Origin of the sequence: Streptomyces sp. NPDC101132 (assembly GCF_044759225.1) — a bacterium.
Lineage (GTDB): Bacteria > Actinomycetota > Actinomycetes > Streptomycetales > Streptomycetaceae > Streptomyces.
This window is the reverse complement of the sequence record NZ_JBIVYX010000002.1, coordinates 140,783-158,351: the sequence shown is the minus strand read 5'-3', so window position 1 is coordinate 158,351 and position 17,569 is coordinate 140,783. Positions and strand designations below refer to the sequence as shown.

At 75.5% G+C, this 17,569-nt stretch carries 15 protein-coding genes; 10 read left to right on the top strand and 5 right to left on the bottom strand.

Going from position 1 to position 17,569, the window contains the following annotated elements:
- Window positions 1–239 precede the first annotated feature (239 nt).
- The gene (locus tag ACIQUR_RS05030) at window positions 240–1,148 is read right to left on the bottom strand and encodes a DUF3027 domain-containing protein (protein WP_403658437.1); all 909 of its coding nucleotides are present in this window, start codon (window positions 1,146–1,148) and stop codon (window positions 240–242) included.
- 356 nt (window positions 1,149–1,504) lie between these two features.
- On the opposite strand from ACIQUR_RS05030, the gene ACIQUR_RS05025 reads away from it, so the two are divergent.
- From ACIQUR_RS05025 to ACIQUR_RS05010, 4 genes are all read left to right on the top strand, one after another.
- A complete protein-coding gene (locus ACIQUR_RS05025; RefSeq protein WP_403658434.1) occupies window positions 1,505–2,860 on the top strand; it encodes an MFS transporter in 1,356 nt (451 codons plus the stop codon).
- A 299-nt stretch (window positions 2,861–3,159) separates the two neighbouring features.
- Window positions 3,160–3,657 carry a DUF2771 domain-containing protein gene (locus ACIQUR_RS05020; RefSeq protein ID WP_403658431.1) on the top strand — a complete coding sequence of 166 codons (498 nt, stop codon included), beginning with the start codon at window positions 3,160–3,162 and terminating at the stop codon, window positions 3,655–3,657.
- 16 nt (window positions 3,658–3,673) lie between these two features.
- On the top strand, window positions 3,674–4,411 hold the full coding sequence (locus tag ACIQUR_RS05015) for a futalosine hydrolase (protein WP_403658428.1): 738 nt from the start codon (window positions 3,674–3,676) through the stop codon (window positions 4,409–4,411).
- Window positions 4,395–5,306, top strand: coding sequence for a 1,4-dihydroxy-6-naphthoate synthase (locus tag ACIQUR_RS05010; RefSeq protein ID WP_403658425.1), 912 nt, complete (start codon window positions 4,395–4,397; stop codon window positions 5,304–5,306). The genes ACIQUR_RS05015 and ACIQUR_RS05010 overlap by 17 nt, the downstream gene beginning before the upstream one ends.
- Before the next feature lie 71 nt (window positions 5,307–5,377).
- Here ACIQUR_RS05010 and ACIQUR_RS05005 read toward each other — a convergent pair whose 3' ends face one another.
- Window positions 5,378–5,761 (bottom strand): cold-shock protein, encoded by a 384-nt coding sequence (locus ACIQUR_RS05005; protein WP_399939265.1) that lies wholly within the window; start codon window positions 5,759–5,761, stop codon window positions 5,378–5,380.
- A gap of 259 nt (window positions 5,762–6,020) precedes the next feature.
- Between ACIQUR_RS05005 and ACIQUR_RS05000 the strand changes: the two genes are divergently transcribed.
- Window positions 6,021–6,227 carry a hypothetical protein gene (locus ACIQUR_RS05000; RefSeq protein ID WP_403659806.1) on the top strand — a complete coding sequence of 69 codons (207 nt, stop codon included), beginning with the start codon at window positions 6,021–6,023 and terminating at the stop codon, window positions 6,225–6,227.
- Window positions 6,228–6,514: 287 nt separating this feature from the next.
- On the opposite strand, the gene ACIQUR_RS04995 is transcribed toward ACIQUR_RS05000, so the two are convergent.
- The gene (locus ACIQUR_RS04995) at window positions 6,515–7,168 is read right to left on the bottom strand and encodes an HAD family hydrolase (protein WP_403658421.1); all 654 of its coding nucleotides are present in this window, start codon (window positions 7,166–7,168) and stop codon (window positions 6,515–6,517) included.
- Window positions 7,169–7,393: 225 nt separating this feature from the next.
- Window positions 7,394–8,458 (bottom strand): hypothetical protein, encoded by a 1,065-nt coding sequence (locus tag ACIQUR_RS04990; RefSeq protein WP_403658418.1) that lies wholly within the window; start codon window positions 8,456–8,458, stop codon window positions 7,394–7,396.
- A gap of 92 nt (window positions 8,459–8,550) precedes the next feature.
- Between ACIQUR_RS04990 and ACIQUR_RS04985 the strand changes: the two genes are divergently transcribed.
- The 4 genes from ACIQUR_RS04985 (at window position 8,551) to ACIQUR_RS04970 (ending at window position 14,295) form a co-directional block, all read left to right on the top strand.
- Entirely contained in the window at window positions 8,551–11,430 is a 2,880-nt protein-coding gene (locus tag ACIQUR_RS04985) for a helicase-associated domain-containing protein (RefSeq protein ID WP_403658415.1), read from the top strand.
- 84 nt (window positions 11,431–11,514) lie between these two features.
- Complete coding sequence (locus ACIQUR_RS04980; RefSeq protein WP_403658412.1) at window positions 11,515–12,111, top strand: DUF4291 domain-containing protein; 597 nt, start codon at window positions 11,515–11,517, stop codon at window positions 12,109–12,111.
- A gap of 9 nt (window positions 12,112–12,120) precedes the next feature.
- Window positions 12,121–12,528 (top strand): DUF3592 domain-containing protein, encoded by a 408-nt coding sequence (locus tag ACIQUR_RS04975; protein ID WP_403658409.1) that lies wholly within the window; start codon window positions 12,121–12,123, stop codon window positions 12,526–12,528.
- A 117-nt stretch (window positions 12,529–12,645) separates the two neighbouring features.
- The gene (locus ACIQUR_RS04970) at window positions 12,646–14,295 is read left to right on the top strand and encodes a DNA repair helicase XPB (protein WP_403658406.1); all 1,650 of its coding nucleotides are present in this window, start codon (window positions 12,646–12,648) and stop codon (window positions 14,293–14,295) included.
- 82 nt (window positions 14,296–14,377) lie between these two features.
- Here the strand turns inward: ACIQUR_RS04970 and ACIQUR_RS04965 are convergent, their stop codons facing one another.
- On the bottom strand, window positions 14,378–14,566 hold the full coding sequence (locus tag ACIQUR_RS04965) for a hypothetical protein (RefSeq protein ID WP_403658403.1): 189 nt from the start codon (window positions 14,564–14,566) through the stop codon (window positions 14,378–14,380).
- Window positions 14,567–15,411: 845 nt separating this feature from the next.
- On the opposite strand from ACIQUR_RS04965, the gene ACIQUR_RS04960 reads away from it, so the two are divergent.
- Entirely contained in the window at window positions 15,412–17,391 is a 1,980-nt protein-coding gene (locus ACIQUR_RS04960) for a HelD family protein (RefSeq protein ID WP_403659804.1), read from the top strand.
- The last annotated feature ends 178 nt before the right edge of the window (window positions 17,392–17,569 follow it).

The window sequence follows — 17,569 nt, the reverse complement described above, 5'->3', positions numbered from 1 at the left end:
CCTGCTTCCCGCCCGTTGCCGTTCCAGGGCCAGAAGGTACCGCGCCGCGCACCGGCCGCGTCCCGGCGCCCTGGGGGAACCCCGCAGGTTCAGGCTGCTGGTCCCCGTACGGGGCACCGCGGCCCGCAGGTTCGGGCCGCTGGGTCCGCGTACGGGGCACCGCGCGCCCGCGGGCACCCCGGGCCGGGGGTGGCCGGCGGCGTCCGATGGGCGGTGCCGGCACGGCCGGTGAGGGTCCGTTACGAGTGGCCCAGGTCCTGTTCCGGCAGCTCGGCGACCGGCACGGAGCCGCTCCCGGCGTCCGGGCGCAGCGGGAACTCGTCCACCGCCATCGAGTCGAGGACCGGCGGCGCGGGCCGCGGCGGCTTCGGCATGACGGCGGCCTCGGAGTGCCCGCCGCAGCCGTACGAGAGGGAGACCAGGCGGCCGTCGGCGGGCCCGAACTCGTTGGCGCACACGCCGAAGGCCTGGCCCAGCGAGCCGCCGATCTTCATCAGGAACCCGCAGGACACGCAGGAGGCGGGGGCCGCCTGCGCCATCGGGGTCTTGGCGCCGAAGGCCTCGTCCCAGCGGTCGGCCGCGGTGTGCAGCCCGTACCGCGAGAGCACGCGGGCCCGGCGCATGCCCAGCTCCTCGGCGACCGAGGTGATCGAGCCGCGCTCCGGCACCGTCACGCGGTCGGTGAAGGCCACGTCCTCGGCGTCGGCGAGGTCCCTGACCTCCTCGGAGACCACGGAGTTCGGCGGGGGCGCGTCCTCGCCGGAGTAGCCGGGCTCCAGGCGCAGGTCGTCCGCCTCGGTGGGCAGCAGGTCGCCGGGGCCCATGTCGCCCGGGCGCAGCCGCTCGCTCCACGGCACCCACTCGGGCGCGAGCAGCGCGTCGGGGCCGGGGAGGAGCACCGTTTCGTCGAGGGTGACGACCTTGGCACGGGACGCGCGGGCCACCGTCACGGCCCAGCGCCAGCCGCGGTAGCCCGCGTCCGTGCACGCGAAGAAGTGCGTGACGACGCGGTCGCCCTCCGCGACCACCGAGACGTGCTCACCCACCGAGCCGGGGGCGGCGGCTTCCTCCGCCGCCGCTCGGGCGAGTTCTACCGCCTCGGCGCACAGGCGGTCGGGGGTACGGCTTCGCGTCGTCGCAGCACTCACTGTCTCGTTCTCTCCTACGCCGTCTCACGAGTGCGCCGTTCGTCCGTGACAACCGCCGGTCCTGATCCGTACGGGGCGCGGGCGGAGCGGACCAGAGGGCCGCGTCGACGTCCGCGCCCGATCGGCCTCGGGCGCACCTACTGCGAACCATTCTGCGGGATCGCGGAGAGGCGCGCGGCCAAGAGCGACCGCCGGTGGCGCGCTACGCACGCTACCTCCTTCCCAGCCCTGGGCCCACCTGCACGTCCGATTCGCGGACAGCGAAGCGAACCCGTGACGCCGCCGGAACACCGCCGGAACGCGCCGGGGACTCCGTCACCGGGCTTCACGGAGGTGCCGTGGGGCACTATGGCCGGGTGGCAGCCGCACGGTCCTCCGACGACGGCTCGGGCCGGGCCCGCAGGGCCGGACGGGCGGTCGGGCGTGCCCTCCACCTGCCCGCGCGGGGCATCCGGCGGGCCACGCACGCGCACGGCGCGGGCGAATCGGGCCTGGGCAAGCTGATCGAACTGCACGCCGTGAACGGCGCCGGGGACATGATGATCACGGTGGCGCTGGCGTCCACCGTGTTCTTCTCGGTCCCCACGGACGAGGCACGCGGCCGCGTGGCCCTGTACCTGCTGATCACCATGGCGCCCTTCACCCTGCTGGCGCCGGTGATCGGGCCCCTGCTGGACCGGCTGCCGCACGGCCGCCGGGCGGCCATGGCGGGCGCGATGTTCGCCCGCGCCGTGCTGGCGGTGATCATGTCGGGGGCCGTGGTGACCGGCGGCCTGCGGCTCTATCCGGCGGCGCTGGGCGTGCTGGTGGCGTCCAAGGCGTACGGCGTGGTGCGCAGCGCGGTGGTGCCGCGGCTGCTGCCCAAGGGGTTCTCGCTGGTCAAGGCGAACTCCCGGGTGACGCTGGCCGGGCTGCTGGCCACCGGCGCGGCGGCGCCCGTCGGCGCGCTGCTGCACCTGGTGGGGCCCGAGTGGCCGCTGTACGGGGCGTGCGCGGTCTTCCTCGGCGGCACGTTCTTCGCCTTCCGGCTGCCGCACCAGGTGGACTCGGCCAAGGGTGAGCGCCGGGCCCGGCTCTCGACGCACGAGGCCCGCCGGGAGCGGACCAGGCGGCCGGGGCTGCGGACGGTGAGCAGGCCGGTGCTGTGCGGGCTGTGGGCCAACGCGGCGATGCGTGCGCTGTCCGGGTTCCTGATCTTCTTCCTGGCCTTCCTGCTGCGGGAGCACCCGCTGTCGGGGCAGAGCGCGGCGGTGTCGCTGGGCATCGTGGGCGTGTCGGCCGGGGTGGGCAACGCGTGCGGCACGGCGGCGGGGGCGTGGCTGCGGGCCCGTGCGCCGGAGGCGATCGTGGCCGCGGTGCTGACCCTGACGCTGGCCGCGGCGATCGTGGCCGCGCTGTTCTTCTCCGGGCTGCTGATGGCCGTACTGGGCGCCACGGCCGGCTTCTGCCAGGCGCTCGCCAAGCTGTCGCTGGACGCGATGATCCAGCGGGACGTGCCGGAGGAGGTGCGCACCTCGGCCTTCGCCCGCTCGGAAACGCTGCTCCAGATGGCCTGGGTGGTCGGCGGCGCCATCGGCATCTCCCTCCCGCTGAACGGCGTCCTGGGCATGTCCGTCGCCGCCACGCTGGTCGCCGCGGGCACGGTCATGGCGTACCGGGGCGCCCTCTCGACGCCGCGCCACGGCGCCCCACCCCGGTCACGGGTGGCGTGAGGCGGGCGGGGGCAGCGGCTGGGCCGGCGTCGAGGAGGTCCACGACCAGGCCCGCCCGCCAACCCCACGAGACGCCGCGCCCCCGACCCGGCGACCACACCCGGCACCGCGCCGCGGCGGCAGGCCGGCACCACCGCGGCCAGCGGCCCGGAACCGCAGCCGCACCCGGCCATCGCGCCGCACGGCAACCCGTATCGCGCCGCACGGCACCCGGGACCGGCGCGGCAGTCGTGCGACGCGTGGGCGGGTTGGCCACCCCCGCCACCAAGGGAAACGGCGTGAGCGATAGCCTTCGGCTCATGACCGCACCGCTTATCTCGGGTAAGGGCCGCCGCAGCGTCGCGGCTCTCGCAGCCGTGTCCGCCGGACTCCTCGTCCTCTCCGCCTGCGACAAGCCGACGCCGCTCGCGACCGTGACGGTCGGCAGCTCGTCCGTCTCGTCCGAGGCCAAGTGCACCAAGGCCAAGGACGCGCAGGAGCTCACCACGGAGAAGGTGCAGGAGTGCCTCTCCAGCATCAAGTCCGGCAAGACCATCGAGTACGGCCGCGGCGACACGCTGCGCCTGGGCGTCGAGCCCGAGGTCGTCGAGGGCGGCAAGCAGTGGCAGGCGGTGCTGGACGGCCAGCCGATCACCGAGCCGTCCGACAACACCTACCGTTCCTTCCCCGGCGCCGACGTCTTCGCGACCGGCGGCCAGGGCGAGGCCCCCGAGTCCAAGAAGCTCGCCTTCATCCAGCTCAGCAAGGACCAGAAGCCCCTCGCCGTCTGGTCCTTCACCCTCAAGCTGAAGAAGTAACCCCGGCAGCGACAGGGTGCGCGCGCTCATCGTGACCGCGGTGGCGGCGGAGGCCGACTCCGTCGCCGCCGGTCTGACCCCTCATCCGGACCCGGCGGACCACGACGCGCGCAGCCGCTCCCTGCCCGGGGGCCGCTCGGTCACCCGTTACGACGTACCCGGCCTCGCCTTCGACGTGCTGGCCGGGGGCGTCGGTCCGGCCGCCGTGGCGGCGGCCACCGGCGCGGCCCTGGCCGCGGCGGAGCACCCGTACTCCCTCGTCGTCTCGGCCGGCATCGGCGGCGGCTTCCAGCCCGCCGCGCCCGTCGGCTCCCTCGTCGTCGCCGACGCGATCGTCGCCGCCGACCTCGGCGCCCAGACCCCGGACGGCTTCCTGACCGTCGAGGAGCTGGGCTTCGGCCGTGCCGCCCACCTGCCGCCGGCCGACCTCACCGCCCGGGTCGCGGAGGCCACCGGGGCACTCCTCGCGCCCGTCCTCACCGTCTCCACCGTCACCGGTACGGCCGCCCGCGCCGCCGAACTGGCCGCCCGCCACCCGCTGGCCGGGGCCGAGGCCATGGAGGGCTTCGGCGTCGCCGAGGCCGCCGCGGCGCACGGCGTCCCGGTCCTGGAGATCCGTGCCGTGTCCAACCCGGTGGGCCCGCGTGACCGGGCCGCCTGGCGGATCGGCGACGCGCTCGCGGCCCTCACGGAGGGCGTCCACCGTCTCGTACCCGTACTCCAGACCTGGAGGCACGATGCCCGGAACGACTGAACCGGCAACGGAACCGGCGACGGCGAAGCCCTCCGTGGCCGGACCGGCGGCGGGACCGCTGCGGATCGCGTACTCGCCCTGCCCGAACGACACCTTCGTCTTCGACGCCTGGGCGCACGGCCGGATCCCCGGCGCCCCCGGCCTCGACGTCACCTTCGCCGACATCGACCTGACCAACGGGATGGCCGAGCGCGGGGAGTTCGACGTGCTCAAGGTCTCGTACGCGGTGCTGCCCTGGGTGCTGGACGAGTACGCGCTGCTGCCCTGCGGGGGCGCGCTCGGCCGGGGCTGCGGGCCGCTGGTGCTGACGCGGGAGCCGGGCCTGGACCTCGGCGGGCGGACCATCGCGGTGCCGAGCGAGCGGTCGACGGCGTACCTGCTCTTCCGGCTGTGGGCGGCGGACGTGCTGCCGGAGCCGGTGGGGCGGGTGGTGGTGATGCCGTTCCACGAGATCATGCCGGCCGTGCGCGACGGCCGGGTGGACGCGGGACTGGTGATCCACGAGGCGCGGTTCACGTACCAGGAGTACGGGCTGCACTGCCTCGCGGACATGGGCGAGCACTGGGAGTCGACGACCGGGCTGCCGATCCCGCTGGGCGCGATCGTCGCGCGGCGGTCGCTGGGCGAGGAGACGCTGCGGGCGCTGGCCGAGGCGGCCCGTACGTCCGTGCGGATGGCCTGGGACGACCCGGAGGCCTCGCGGCCGTACGTACGGGCGCACGCGCAGGAGCTCGCGCCGGGGGTGGCGGACCAGCACATCGGCCTGTACGTCAACGAGTTCACCGCAAACCTGGGCGAATCGGGCTATGCGGCCGTGCGGGGGCTGCTGACGCGGGCGGCCGCCGAGGGGCTCGTACCGGCGCTGCGGCCGGACGCGCTGGCGTTCCCGGCCTGACGAACGTCTGTGCCCCGCCACCCCTTCGGGTGGCGGGGCACAGACGTTTGACCGTGTCCGCGGACCGTGCGTCAGACGTCCAGCTGGTCGGCGACGGCCCGCAGCAGGCCGGCGATCTTCGTGCCGTGCACCTTGTCGGGGTAGCGGCCCCGCTCCAGCATCGGCGTGATGTTCTCCAGCAGCGTCGTCAGGTCCTGCACGATCGAGGCGAGCTCGTCGGGCTTGCGGCGCTGGGCGGCCGCGACGGAGGGCGCCGGCTCCAGAACCGTCACCGAAAGTGCCTGGTCACCGCGCTGACCGGCGACGACGCCGAACTCGACGCGCTGGCCGGGCTTGAGTGAGTCGACCCCGGCAGGGAGCACGGACGAGTGGACGAAGACGTCTCCGCCGTCGTCCCGGGAGAGAAAGCCGAAGCCCTTCTCGCTGTTGAACCACTTGACCTTGCCGGTAGGCACGTCTGTCCTCTTGTCCTTGTGCTCGTCGGGTCCTGTGAGCCGCGAAAAACGGCTCTGGATAGCAGTACAGCGGGTCGTCGCGACCCGCCATCCACCAGGCTAATGGTCCCGGGGCGGCTGACAAGACGTCCCCCGGTGCTTCCTTCGGCCTGGGAACTACCCTGGTCGGGTGACTGGTACTCCTCTTCCCGGCCATTCCGCCGAAGCTCACGCCGCCGGCCCGCGGGACCCCCGCGACGAGTCCCGGCCCGGCGACGGGCTGGTGCGCGCGGGCGGCATCGTCTTCATCGTCGGCGCGGTGGCCACGCTCGTGACGATGGCGCCGCTGTTCCTCGGCACCGACCCCTTCCCGCCGGTCGCGTACGCGGTCTGCATGCTGATGGGCGTCGGCTTCGCGGTGGCGGGAGCGGGCGTCCTCCGCTCGGCCGCCGCACAACGCCGCGAAGCGACGCGCAACACACCCTGAGGGCCGGTGGCCGGCCCGTCACTCCGCCCGGCCGCCGCCGCACCACGCCGCCGGGCGGCACGCAGCACGCCCTGAGGGCCCCTGGGCCCCGGGTCCGAACCGGCCGGCCGGCCGGTCGCACGGCTGCACCCCCGACACCGCCCGCCCGGCGCGGCCGCACTCCGCGCACCCGTCAACAGCCGCGCGCAACCACCCGGCGCGTGCCCGGCACCAGACCCGGGCACCAGGCCCCCGCCGTCAGCGCCCCGACAGCAGGGCCCCGACAGCAGGGCCCCGGCCACCACGGCTCACGGCACCAGCGGGGCGAACTCGGCGGCAGCCGCGTACTCCGCCAGCCAGGCCGGCAGCTCCGTGAGGTCGGACAGGATGACGTCGGCGCCGGCGGCCCGCAGTTCGTCGGCACCGCAGGGCCCGGTGGGCACGCACACCGACAGCGCGCCGGCCTCGCGCGCACCGCGCACGTCACCGACGTGGTCCCCGACGTACACGGTGGCGCCGTACTCGCGCAGCGCCTCCGCCTTGGCCTCGGCCCACAGCCAGCCGATCACCGCGTCCATCTCGATGCCGACGTGGTCGAGGTGCATGCGGGCGTTGGGCTGGTACTTGCCCGTCACGACGATCGCCCGGCCGCCGAGCTCGCGGACGGCGGCGACGGCCGCGAGCGCGCCCGGCATGGCGGGGGTGGCTGCGATGGCGTGGGTCGGGTAGATCGCGCGGTACCGGTCGGCCGCGGCCTCCAGGCGGTCCGCCGGGAACCAGTTGGCCAGCTCCTCCTCCAGCGGCGGTCCCAGCCGCGTGACCGCGGCGTCGGCGTCGATGTAGGTGCCCGTCTCGCTGGACAGCGCCAGGTAGGTGGCGTGGATGCCGGGGCGCGAGTCGATGAGCGTCATGTCGAGGTCGAAGCCGACGGTGAACGGGCGGGCGGGACCGGTCTGGTTCATGCGGCCATTCTGCCGACCCCGCCGCCCGAACGGGGTAACACGACCTGATCCCGCCCCGACCACGAGGTGAACCCCCACAGACCCCGGCCCACCAGGCCCCCGGACCAGCACCCGAGCCCCGCGAATCCCCGGCTGCCCCGCACCCGCAACGCAACCGGCAGGCCGGAACGCCGGGGGCCGCGGGCCGGCACGGCGTCCGGCAGGAGATCTGCGCCCCCACGGAGGTCAGGGGCGGCGCGACCGCCAGACCAGATACGCCGCCGAAGCGACGGCGGCGGCCCGGACGACCCACCAGCGGAGGTCGGTGAAGGCCTCGGTCACCCCGTCGGGCCCCAGCGGCGCACCCCACCGCTCCGTGCTGCGGCCCCAGATCCAGACCACCGCGGTCGCCAGCACCAGCCCCGGCAGCCCCAGCACCACCCACTTCCGCTCCGTGAGCGTCATGGTCCGCGACCCGTACGCCAGCAGCCAGCCCACCGCGAGCACCATCCAGTACCCGCTCACCGCCCCCGCCACCAGCACGGCCGCGGCCAGCAGCAGGAAGGCGTGCGGCTTGACCCGGGCCGGAGCGGCGGCCGCGGCCGGCACCGGTTCCGGCGCCGCCTCCGGCTGCGCACCGGCGGCGGCCGCCTTCGCCTCGCGCCGCTCGCGGAGGGCGCGTACGACCGTCCGCACCCGCCCCACCGGCTTCCGCGGCACCGCCGGGCCGGCCTCCGGTTCGGCGGCCGGCTCCGCGTCCTCGTCCGTCACCGGCCGCTTCAGCAGCTCCGGGATCTCGATGCCCCCGGAGAAGCCCTCGACCTGGGTGCCCGGCCCGAAGGGCGCCGGCTCGACCCGCCACCAGTCGGGCTCGCCGTCGGAGTCGCCGAGCTCGTCGAGGCCGGCCAGGTGCGGCGGGGCCGGAGCGGTGGCGGAACGGGGCGGCGGCACGTCGGCCTCCCGGGCCGCTTCCCTGGCCGCCCTGCCGAACCGCAGCGTCCCCCGCGGCGCCCGAGGCTCCCGCTGGGCCGGCACCGCGGGCGCCGGGTCCGGCTCCGGCGGCGCGGGCGGCACCGCCGGGCCGCCGTCCGCGACCGAGTCCAGGACCTCCTCCGGGCTCCCCAGCCGGTCGAGGATCCGCCGCACCGAGGCCGGGGTCTCCGGTTCGTACCGGGCGCGCTGGCGGTCGATCTCGTTCCGCAGCGTCGAGACCAGGCGCATCCGGTCGCCGGACGGCAGCTGCCGGCGCTGGGCCAGGTCGCCGACCCGGCTCAGGTAGTCGTAGACCAGCTGGTCGCTCTCGATCCCCACGCGCGTCCCCTCCCGCCCCTCTCGCCTGAAGCGAAGGTAGCGCGTGGGCCGGACACTCGGCGGGATCTCGCGCAGGGGCTAACGTTGGCCGGATGGACCAGGAGGCGAACGTGTCCGACACCCCGCACAGCCCGCAGCCCACCGCCGGCCCGGCGGCCGGCGCCGAGCCCGGCTCCGCGACCGGACCCTCCACCGCGTCGCAGACGGCCCCGGACACCGCCCCCGAACCCGCCCCGGCCGACGCCTCCGGCCACGACGCCACCGCCTCCGCGTCCGGTACCGGTGGCCCTGCGGGCGCCGACAGCGGCACGGGAAACGCCCCCGCCACCCCCGACGCCGCGGGCCCCGACCCCACGGGCCCCGCCGAGGCCACCGGCCTCACCGTCACCGCCCCCACCCCCGCCGCCCCTCGTTCCCTCGCCGAAGCCCTCCGGGCCCAGGACGACGCGGCGCTCGGTGCGCTGTTGCGGGCCCGGCCCGACCTGCTGAGCCCCGTGCCGAACGACCTCACGCAGCTCGCCACCCGCGCCGGCACCCGCGCCTCCGTCGTACGGGCCCTGGAACGCCTCGACCGCTTCGCCCTCCAGACCGCCGAGGCCCTCGCGGTGGCGCCGGACCCGTGCCCGTACGAGGTGCTGGAGCGCCTGATGACAGGCGACGGCGCGGAGCCGTACGAGCCCTCCGGCGCGGACGCCCCCGCCGTCACCCCCGCCGACGTACGGGCAGCCCTGCCCCACGCCGTGGCCCGGCTGCGCGCGCAGGCCCTCCTCTGGGGCGACGACACCCGGCTCCGCCTGGTCCGCACCGCCCGCGAGCTCCTCGCCCCCGCCGCCTCCCGTCCCTCCCCCACCGGCCTCGGCCCGACCGTCGCCGAGGCCACCGCCGGCATGTCGCCGGGCCGGGTCCAGGAGATCGTGGCCGCCGCCGGGCTGCCGGCCACCCACGACCCGGTGTCCGCGGTGACCGCCCTCACCGGCCTGTTCACCGACCGGCGGCGGATGGCCGCCCTGCTCGACGGCGCCCCCGCCGAGGCGCACCAGGTGCTGGCCCGGCTGGTCTGGGGACCGCCCTACGGCGAGGTCACCCCCAACCCGGCCCCGCCCGTGCGCTGGCTGCGCGACCGCGGGCTGCTGCTGCCGACCTCGGCGCGGACCGTCGTGCTGCCCCGCGAGGTGGCGCTGCACCTGCGTGACGGCCGGGCGCACCGGACGCCCGACCCGGTGGCGCCGCCCGTGGAGGCGGCGAAGACGCACCGTCCACAGCTTGTGGACGGAAACGCGGCCGGCCAGGCACTGGCCGCCGTCGCCACCGTCGAGGAGCTGCTCACCTCCTGGGAGCACGGCGGCCCGCTGGTGCTGCGCGCCGGCGGTCTGGCCGTACGCGACCTGAAGCGCACCGCGGCCACCCTCGACGTGCCCGAGACCACGGCCGCCTTCTGGATCGAACTCGCCTACGCGGCCGGGCTGCTGGCCAGCGACGGCGAGGCCGACGAGCGGTACGCGCCCACGCCCGCGTACGACGAGTGGCTGGACCTCCCGGCCCACGACCGGTGGGCGGCCCTGGCGGTGGCGTGGCTGCCCGCCACCCGCGTGCCGGGCCTGGTCGGGGAACAGGACGGCAAGGGGCGGACCCTGTCCGCGATGGGCCCGGAGCTGGACCGTTCCGCCGCGCCCGAGGTGCGCCGCCGGGTGCTCGAACTCCTCGGCGCGCTCCCCGAGGGCGGCGCCCCGGATCCGGAGACGCTGCTGGCCCGGCTGGACTGGGAGCGGCCGGTGCGCGGCGGTACGAGCGACCTGCGGGCCCGGCTGGCCCGGTGGGCGCTGGCCGAGGCGGAGCTGCTGGGCGTCACGGGCCGGGGCGCCCTGGCGACGCAGGCGCGCCCACTGCTCGCGGCGCCGCCCGCGCACGGCTTCGGACACGGCCACGGTCACCCGCACGGGCCCGCGGGCCAGGACACGGGCACGCGTACGGGCGCGGGCACGGCAGCGCAGCCGGGCACCGACTCCGCCCTGGAGGGGAAGGCGCTCCGGCAGGCCGTCGGCGCACTGCTCGCCCCGCTGCTGCCGGCGCCCGTGGACCACGTACTGCTCCAGGCCGACCTGACCGCGGTGGCCCCCGGGCCGCTGGAACGTCACCTCGCCGACACGCTGTCCGTACTGGCGGACGTCGAGTCGAAGGGCGGCGCGACGGTCTACCGCTTCACGCCCGCCTCCGTGCGCCGCGCGCTGGACGCCGGGCGGGCCGCCTCCGACCTGCACGCCTTCCTCGCCGAGCACAGCCGCACGCCGGTGCCGCAGCCGCTGGCCTACCTGATCGACGACGTGGCGCGCCGCCACGGACACCTGCGGGTGGGCGCGGCCTCCTCGTACGTCCGCTGCGACGACGACGCGATGCTGGGCGAGATCCTGGCGGACAAGCGCTCCCAGGGACTCGGGCTGCGGCGGCTGGCGCCGACCGTGCTGGCCTCGCAGGCCGACCCGACCACCCTGCTGGAGGGACTGCGCGCGATGGGTTTCGCGCCGGCCGCCGAATCCGCCACCGGCGACGTGCTGGTGGCCCGGGCCGACGCCCACCGCACCCCGCCGCGCACCGCCCCGGTACCGGTGCCGGAGGGCCCGCCGGTGCCGGACGCGACGCTCCTGGGCGCGGCGGTACGGGCCATCCGCGCCGGCGACCTGGCGGCGACGGCGGTCCGCAAGGAACCGGCACCGGCCGCCGCGGCGGCCCCGGGCGAACTCCCCCGCACCAGCGCCGCGGAGACCCTGGCCACCGTCCAGGCCGCCGCGCTCACCGGCACCGCGGTCTGGATCGGCTACGTCAACGCCGACGGCGCCGCCTCGCAGCGCGTGATCGCCCCCGTCCGCGTCGAGGGCGGCTTCGTCACCGGCTACGACCACACCGCCGACGAGGTCCGCACGTACCCCCTCCACCGCATCACGGGCGTGGCCGAACTGGCGGAAGACCACATCTGACCGGCCGCACCACCCGGCGCCCCGGCGGTGCCGCCCGCGGAAAACCGGTGGCCGGGGGGAGGCCGGTCGGCGCAGGGTGGCTCCATGCAGCGACAGCAGGACCGGCAGATCCGCGCCCTCTACGGCGAGCGGACCGTGACGGTGTATCAGGCGTACGGGCCGCACATCGGGAAGCCCGCGGTGCGGAACGGGCGGCTTCCCGGCGCCTGGAAGCGCGACCGGATGACGTGGATCAAGCCCAGCTTCCTGTGGATGATGTACCGCTGCGGCTGGGGCACCAAGGCCGACCAGGAGATAGTGCTGGCCGTCGAGATCGCCCGCGAGGGCTTCGACCGGGCGCTGCGCGGTGCCTGCCTCTCGCACCACGAGCCCGCCGTGCACCCCGACCGCGAGGCGTGGCGGCGGCAGTTGCGGGAGACCGAGGCGCGGGTGCAGTGGGACCCCGAGCGGGACCTGCGGCTGAATCCTCTCCCCCACCGCTCCCTCCAGCTGGGCCTCTCGGGCAGCCTGTCCCGCGCGTACGCCGACGAGTGGACGGTCTCCATCCGCGACGTCACCCCGCTGGCCCGGCAGGTCCACGCCCTCGTGCGCGCCGGCGACGACACCGCGGCCCGGGCCCTCCTCCCCGAGGAACGCCCCTACCCCGCCCCTGAAGGCGGCCTGTCCCACATCAACGGTTAGGGGACCGGCATGGCGGGCGCGATCTGGCTGCTCCTGGTGTTCACCCCCTTCCTCGGCGGCGTCGCCTGGCTGGGGCTCGCGAAGGCGTGGAGCGCGTGGCGCCTGGAGAGCGGAGGCAGGCCCGCGGAGGCGGAGGTGCTCTCCGTGACGACGCGGAAGGACGGCGCCGGGGACGTGCGCCACCACCCGGTCGTCGCCTTCACCGCCGAGGACGGCCGCAGGGTGGAGCGGGAGGCCGCGTACGGCACGCTCCAGCCGCGCTTCGCCGACGGCGACTTCACGGTGGTCGTGCACGATCCGCGCAGGCCGGAGCGCTTCCGGCTCGAAGGCGACCCCGACCCGTCCGGCGCCGGCTGGTCCCTGCTGAGCCTCCTCTGCCTCGCCACGATCGCCTTCCTCTGGACCGAACTCCTCTGACGCCCCCTGCGGCCCCGGTTCCCGTCGCGCCGCCGCTTGGTGGTGCCGTACGGCACACTGGAGGTTTGGCCCCGCGCTGCCGCTGCCGGGCCGCCACTCCACCGTGAAGGGAACAGCGTGAACGGGCCCCTCATCGTCCAGAGCGACAAGACGCTCCTCCTCGAGGTCGACCACGAGCTCGCCGACGCGTGCCGCCGCGCCATCGCGCCGTTCGCCGAGCTGGAGCGCGCTCCGGAGCACATCCACACCTACCGGGTGACGCCGCTGGGGCTGTGGAACGCCCGCGCCGCCGGGCACGACGCCGAGCAGGTGGTGGACGCGCTCGTCGAGTTCTCCCGCTACCCGGTGCCGCACGCACTGCTCGTCGACGTCGCCGAGACCATGGCCCGGTACGGCCGGCTGACCCTGTCCAAGCACCCGACGCACGGACTGGTGCTGACCAGCACGGACCGGCCGGTGCTGGAGGAGATCCTGCGGTCCAAGCGGATCACTCCGCTGGTGGGCCAGCGGATCGACCCCGACACCGTCGCCGTCCACCCCTCCGAGCGCGGGCAGATCAAGCAGACCCTGCTGAAGCTGGGCTGGCCGGCCGAGGACCTGGCCGGTTACGTCGACGGCGAGGCGCACCCCATCGACCTCCGCGAGGACGGCTGGTCGCTCCGCCCGTACCAGCGGCAGGCCGTGGACGGCTTCTGGCACGGCGGTTCCGGGGTCGTGGTGCTGCCCTGCGGCGCCGGCAAGACCCTGGTCGGCGCGGGCGCCATGGCCGAGGCCAAGGCCACCACGCTGATCCTGGTGACCAACACCGTCTCCGCCCGCCAGTGGAAGCACGAGCTGGTCAAGCGCACCTCGCTGACCGAGGACGAGATCGGCGAGTACAGCGGTACGCGCAAGGAGATCCGGCCCGTCACGATCGCGACCTACCAGGTGCTGACGACCAAGCGGAAGGGCGTCTACCCGCACCTGGAGCTCTTCGACTCGCGCGACTGGGGCCTGATCGTCTACGACGAGGTGCACCTGCTGCCCGCGCCGGTCTTCAAGTTCACCGCCGACTTGCAGGCACGCCGGCGGCTGGGCCTGACGGCCACGCTGGTCCGCGAGGACGGACGGGAGTCCGACGTCTTCTCCCTGATCGGGCCCAAGCGGTTCGACGCGCCGTGGAAGGAGATCGAGGCGCAGGGCTACATCGCCCCGGCCGACTGTGTCGAGGTGCGGGTCAACCTGACCGAGAGCGAGCGGCTGGCGTACGCGACGGCCGAGACGGAGGAGAAGTACCGCTTCTGTGCGACCACCGCCACGAAGCGGAAGGTGACCGAGGCGCTGGTGGCCCGGCACCGCGGCGAGCAGACGCTGGTCATCGGGCAGTACATCGACCAGTTGGACGAGCTGGGCGAGCACCTGGACGCGCCCGTGATCAAGGGCGAGACCTCGAACGCCCAGCGGGAGAAGCTGTTCGACGCCTTCCGCCAGGGGGAGATCAACGTCCTGGTGGTGTCGAAGGTGGCGAACTTCTCGATCGACCTGCCGGAGGCGACGGTCGCCATCCAGGTGTCGGGAACGTTCGGTTCGCGTCAGGAGGAGGCCCAGCGGCTGGGCCGGGTGCTGCGGCCGAAGGCGGACGGCCACGAGGCGCGCTTCTACTCGGTGGTGGCGCGGGACACGATCGACCAGGACTTCGCGGCGCACCGGCAGCGCTTCCTGGCCGAGCAGGGCTACGCCTACCGGATCATGGACGCCGACCAGCTGCTGGCCGGCGAGCCCGAGTAGGGCGTGACGCGGGAGCCTGTGCTTGTGCGGGCTCCCTGGTACGGCAAGGCGTCCGGGTCCCCCGAGGACCCCGGGCGCTCGGTCAGCGACGTATAACTCCTGCGTCCTCGGCGTACTCGCCGAGGAGGACCACGCTGACGGCGGTCGCCGCGAAGACCCGCGCGGCGCGGAAGATGCCGCCGCCGCGGAGGCGGGCGGAGGCGTCGGAGGAGGTGGCGGCCGCGCTGCTGTGGCGGCCGCCCTGGACCGGGTTGAAGGTTGCGGTGCTCATGGATCCATGGTCCTTTTTCCGCCCGCCCCGCACATCGCTCTACGGAGCCATCCTCTGAGCCCCTCGCGTCATACTCCCGGGGCATCCCCTCCCCCCAGAGATCTACCGAAGGTCCCATCCGACCCCGTAGGGACGGCCGTAGTAAGCAGGCGGGGAGGAACCCGAGGGAGTGGGCCGGGGGAGGAGAGCGGGCCGGGTGCAGGGCCGGGAGCCGGGCGCGGAATGCGGGCCGGGCGCGGAGTGCGGGCCGGGGGAGGAGAGCCGGGAGCCGGGCGCGGAGTGCGGGCAGGGCGCGGAGTGCGGGCCGGGCGCGGAGTGCGGGCCGGGCGCGGAGTGCGGGCCGGGGCCGGAGAACAGGCCGGGCGCGGAGAGCGCGGGGCAGCGGGCCGCGGTTCCGAGGGCGGGCCGGGGCCCCGGACGGAGCAGCCGGGACGGGGCCCCGCACCGCTCCGGAATCCGTTCGCGCCCCGGTCGGCCGCGGACTACAATCGCCGGTCTTGCCGCCTCCCGCCGCGCCACGGGGAGTGCCGCCGACCGGACGGAAACCGGCCGGCCACGCTTCACTGAACCTTGAGGAATCCATAGCTGGAGGCAGTTCCGTGCCCGCGCACGCCCCCGATCCCGCGACCCCGCCCGCCGACGCGCACCCGCTCGGCCTCCCCCACGACGCCCAGGACGGCCCGGACCGGCCGGGTAGCCCGGACGCATCGGACGTCCCGGACGCCTCTGATGCGCCGGACGCCTCTGACACCGAGGGCGTCCCGGGCGCCCACGACGCCCACGCCGACGACCCCCTCGCCCGCGAGCGCGCCCACCTGGCCGCATCCCGCTCCGCGCTCCGCGCGATGCGCGAGGACGTCGAGTCCCTCGACATCCGCGACGTCACCGCGAACTGGGTCAACGCCCTGATCCTGACCGCGCAGATCGAGGACCGCATCAAGGCCCTCGCCGACCTCGCCGACACCCCGCTCTTCTTCGGCCGCCTCGACTACCTCCACGCCCCCGGCGCGGACCTGGCGGAGGGCGCCGGCGGCGAGCGCTTCTACATCGGCCGCCGCCACGTCCACGACGCCGAGGGCGACCCGATGGTGATCGACTGGCGCGCCCCCGTCTCGCAGCCCTTCTACCGGGCGTCGAAGAAGGACCCTCAGGACATCGCGCTGCGCCGCCGGTTCGGCTACACCGGCGGCGACCTCACCGCGTACGAGGACGAGCACCTCTCCGACCCCGCGGAGTCCGCGGCCGTCAGCAAGCTGCTCCAGCAGGAGATCGAGCGCCCCCGCGTGGGCCCCATGCGCGACATCGTCGCCACGATCCAGCCGGAACAGGACGAAATTGTCCGATCCGGACTTTCCGGCAGCGTCTGCGTCCAGGGCGGCCCCGGCACCGGGAAGACCGCCGTCGGCCTGCACCGGGTCGCGTACCTGCTGTACGCACACCGCGAGCGGCTGGCCCGCACCGGCACCCTGGTGATCGGGCCGAACCGTTCCTTCCTCCACTACATCGAGCAGGTCCTGCCGGCCCTGGGCGAGCTGGAGGTCAAGCAGGCCACCGTCGACGACCTGGTGGCCCGCCCCGGTGTCGAGGTGCGCGGTACGGACTCCGCGGAGGCCGCGGTGGTCAAGGGCGACGCCCGCATGGCGGAGGTGCTGCGGCGCGCCGTGCGCGCGCACGTCACGCTGCCGGAGGAAGCGCTGATGGTGGTGCGGGGTTCGCGCCGGTGGCGCGTGCCGTCGTACGAACTCCAGGAGATCGTGGAGGAGTTGCGCGCCCGGGACATCCGGTACGGGGCGGCCCGCGACGCCCTGCCGCAGCGCATCGCGCACGCCGTGCTGGTGCGCATGGAGCAGGCGGGCGAGGCGCCCGACGACCGGGTGCAGGACGCGGTGGCCCGCAACGCGGCCGTGAAGGCGGCGGTGAAGGAGATCTGGCCGGCGGTGGACCCGGCGAAGCTGGTGCTGCGGCTGCTGTCCGACCCCGAGTACCTGGCCGAGCACGCGGAGGGGCTGCTGTCGGAGGAGGAGCGGAAGCGGATCCTGTGGGCGAAGCCGTTCCGCAGCGTGCGCTCGGCGAAGTGGTCGGCGGCCGACGCGGTGCTGATCGACGAGGCCGCGGACCTGGTCGAGCGGACGCCGTCCCTCGGGCACGTCGTGCTCGACGAGGCGCAGGACCTGTCCCCGATGCAGTACCGGGCCGTGGGCCGGCGCTGCACGACCGGGTCCGCGACGGTCCTCGGCGACCTGGCGCAGGGCACCACGCCGTGGGCCACGCGCAGCTGGGACGAGGCGCTGGCCCACCTGGGCAAGCCGGGGGCGGTGCTGGAGGAGCTGACGGCGGGCTTCCGCGTGCCGCGGGAGGTGATCGCGTACGCGTCGCGGCTGCTGCCGTCGATCTCGCCGGGGCTGGCGCCGGTGTCGTCGGTCCGTGAGACGCCGGGCTCCCTCGCGGTGACGGAGGTGGCGCCGGACGAGCTGACGGCGGCCGTGGTCGAGGCCTGCCGGGCCTCCCTCGCGCACGAGGGCTCGATCGGGCTGATCGCCGCCGACGCGCGGATCCCGGTGCTGGCGGAGGCGCTGGCCGGGGCGGGCATGCCGTACCTGTCCCCCGGCGAGGAGACGACGGCCGAGTCCCGGCTCACGCTGGTGCCGGCCTCGCTGGCGAAGGGTCTGGAGTACGACTACGTGGTGCTGGACGAGCCGCAGGCCGTGGTGGACGGGGAGGCGGACGAGCGGACCGGCTTGCGCCGGCTGTACGTGTGCCTGACGCGCGCGGTGTCCGGCCTGACGGCCTTGCACGGGGCGCCGCTGCCGGCTGCGCTGCGCTGAGCGGGGGGGGGGGACGGGTCCCGTGCCGGTCCCGTGCCGGGTGCGGCTCCCCGTACCGGGTGCGGGTCCCGTGCCGGTCCCGTGCCGGGCGCGGCTCCCCGTACCGGGTGCGGGTCCCGTGCCGGGTGCGGGTCGCTGGCCGGTGCCGTGCCGGATGCGGGCGGCTGACGGGGGCCGG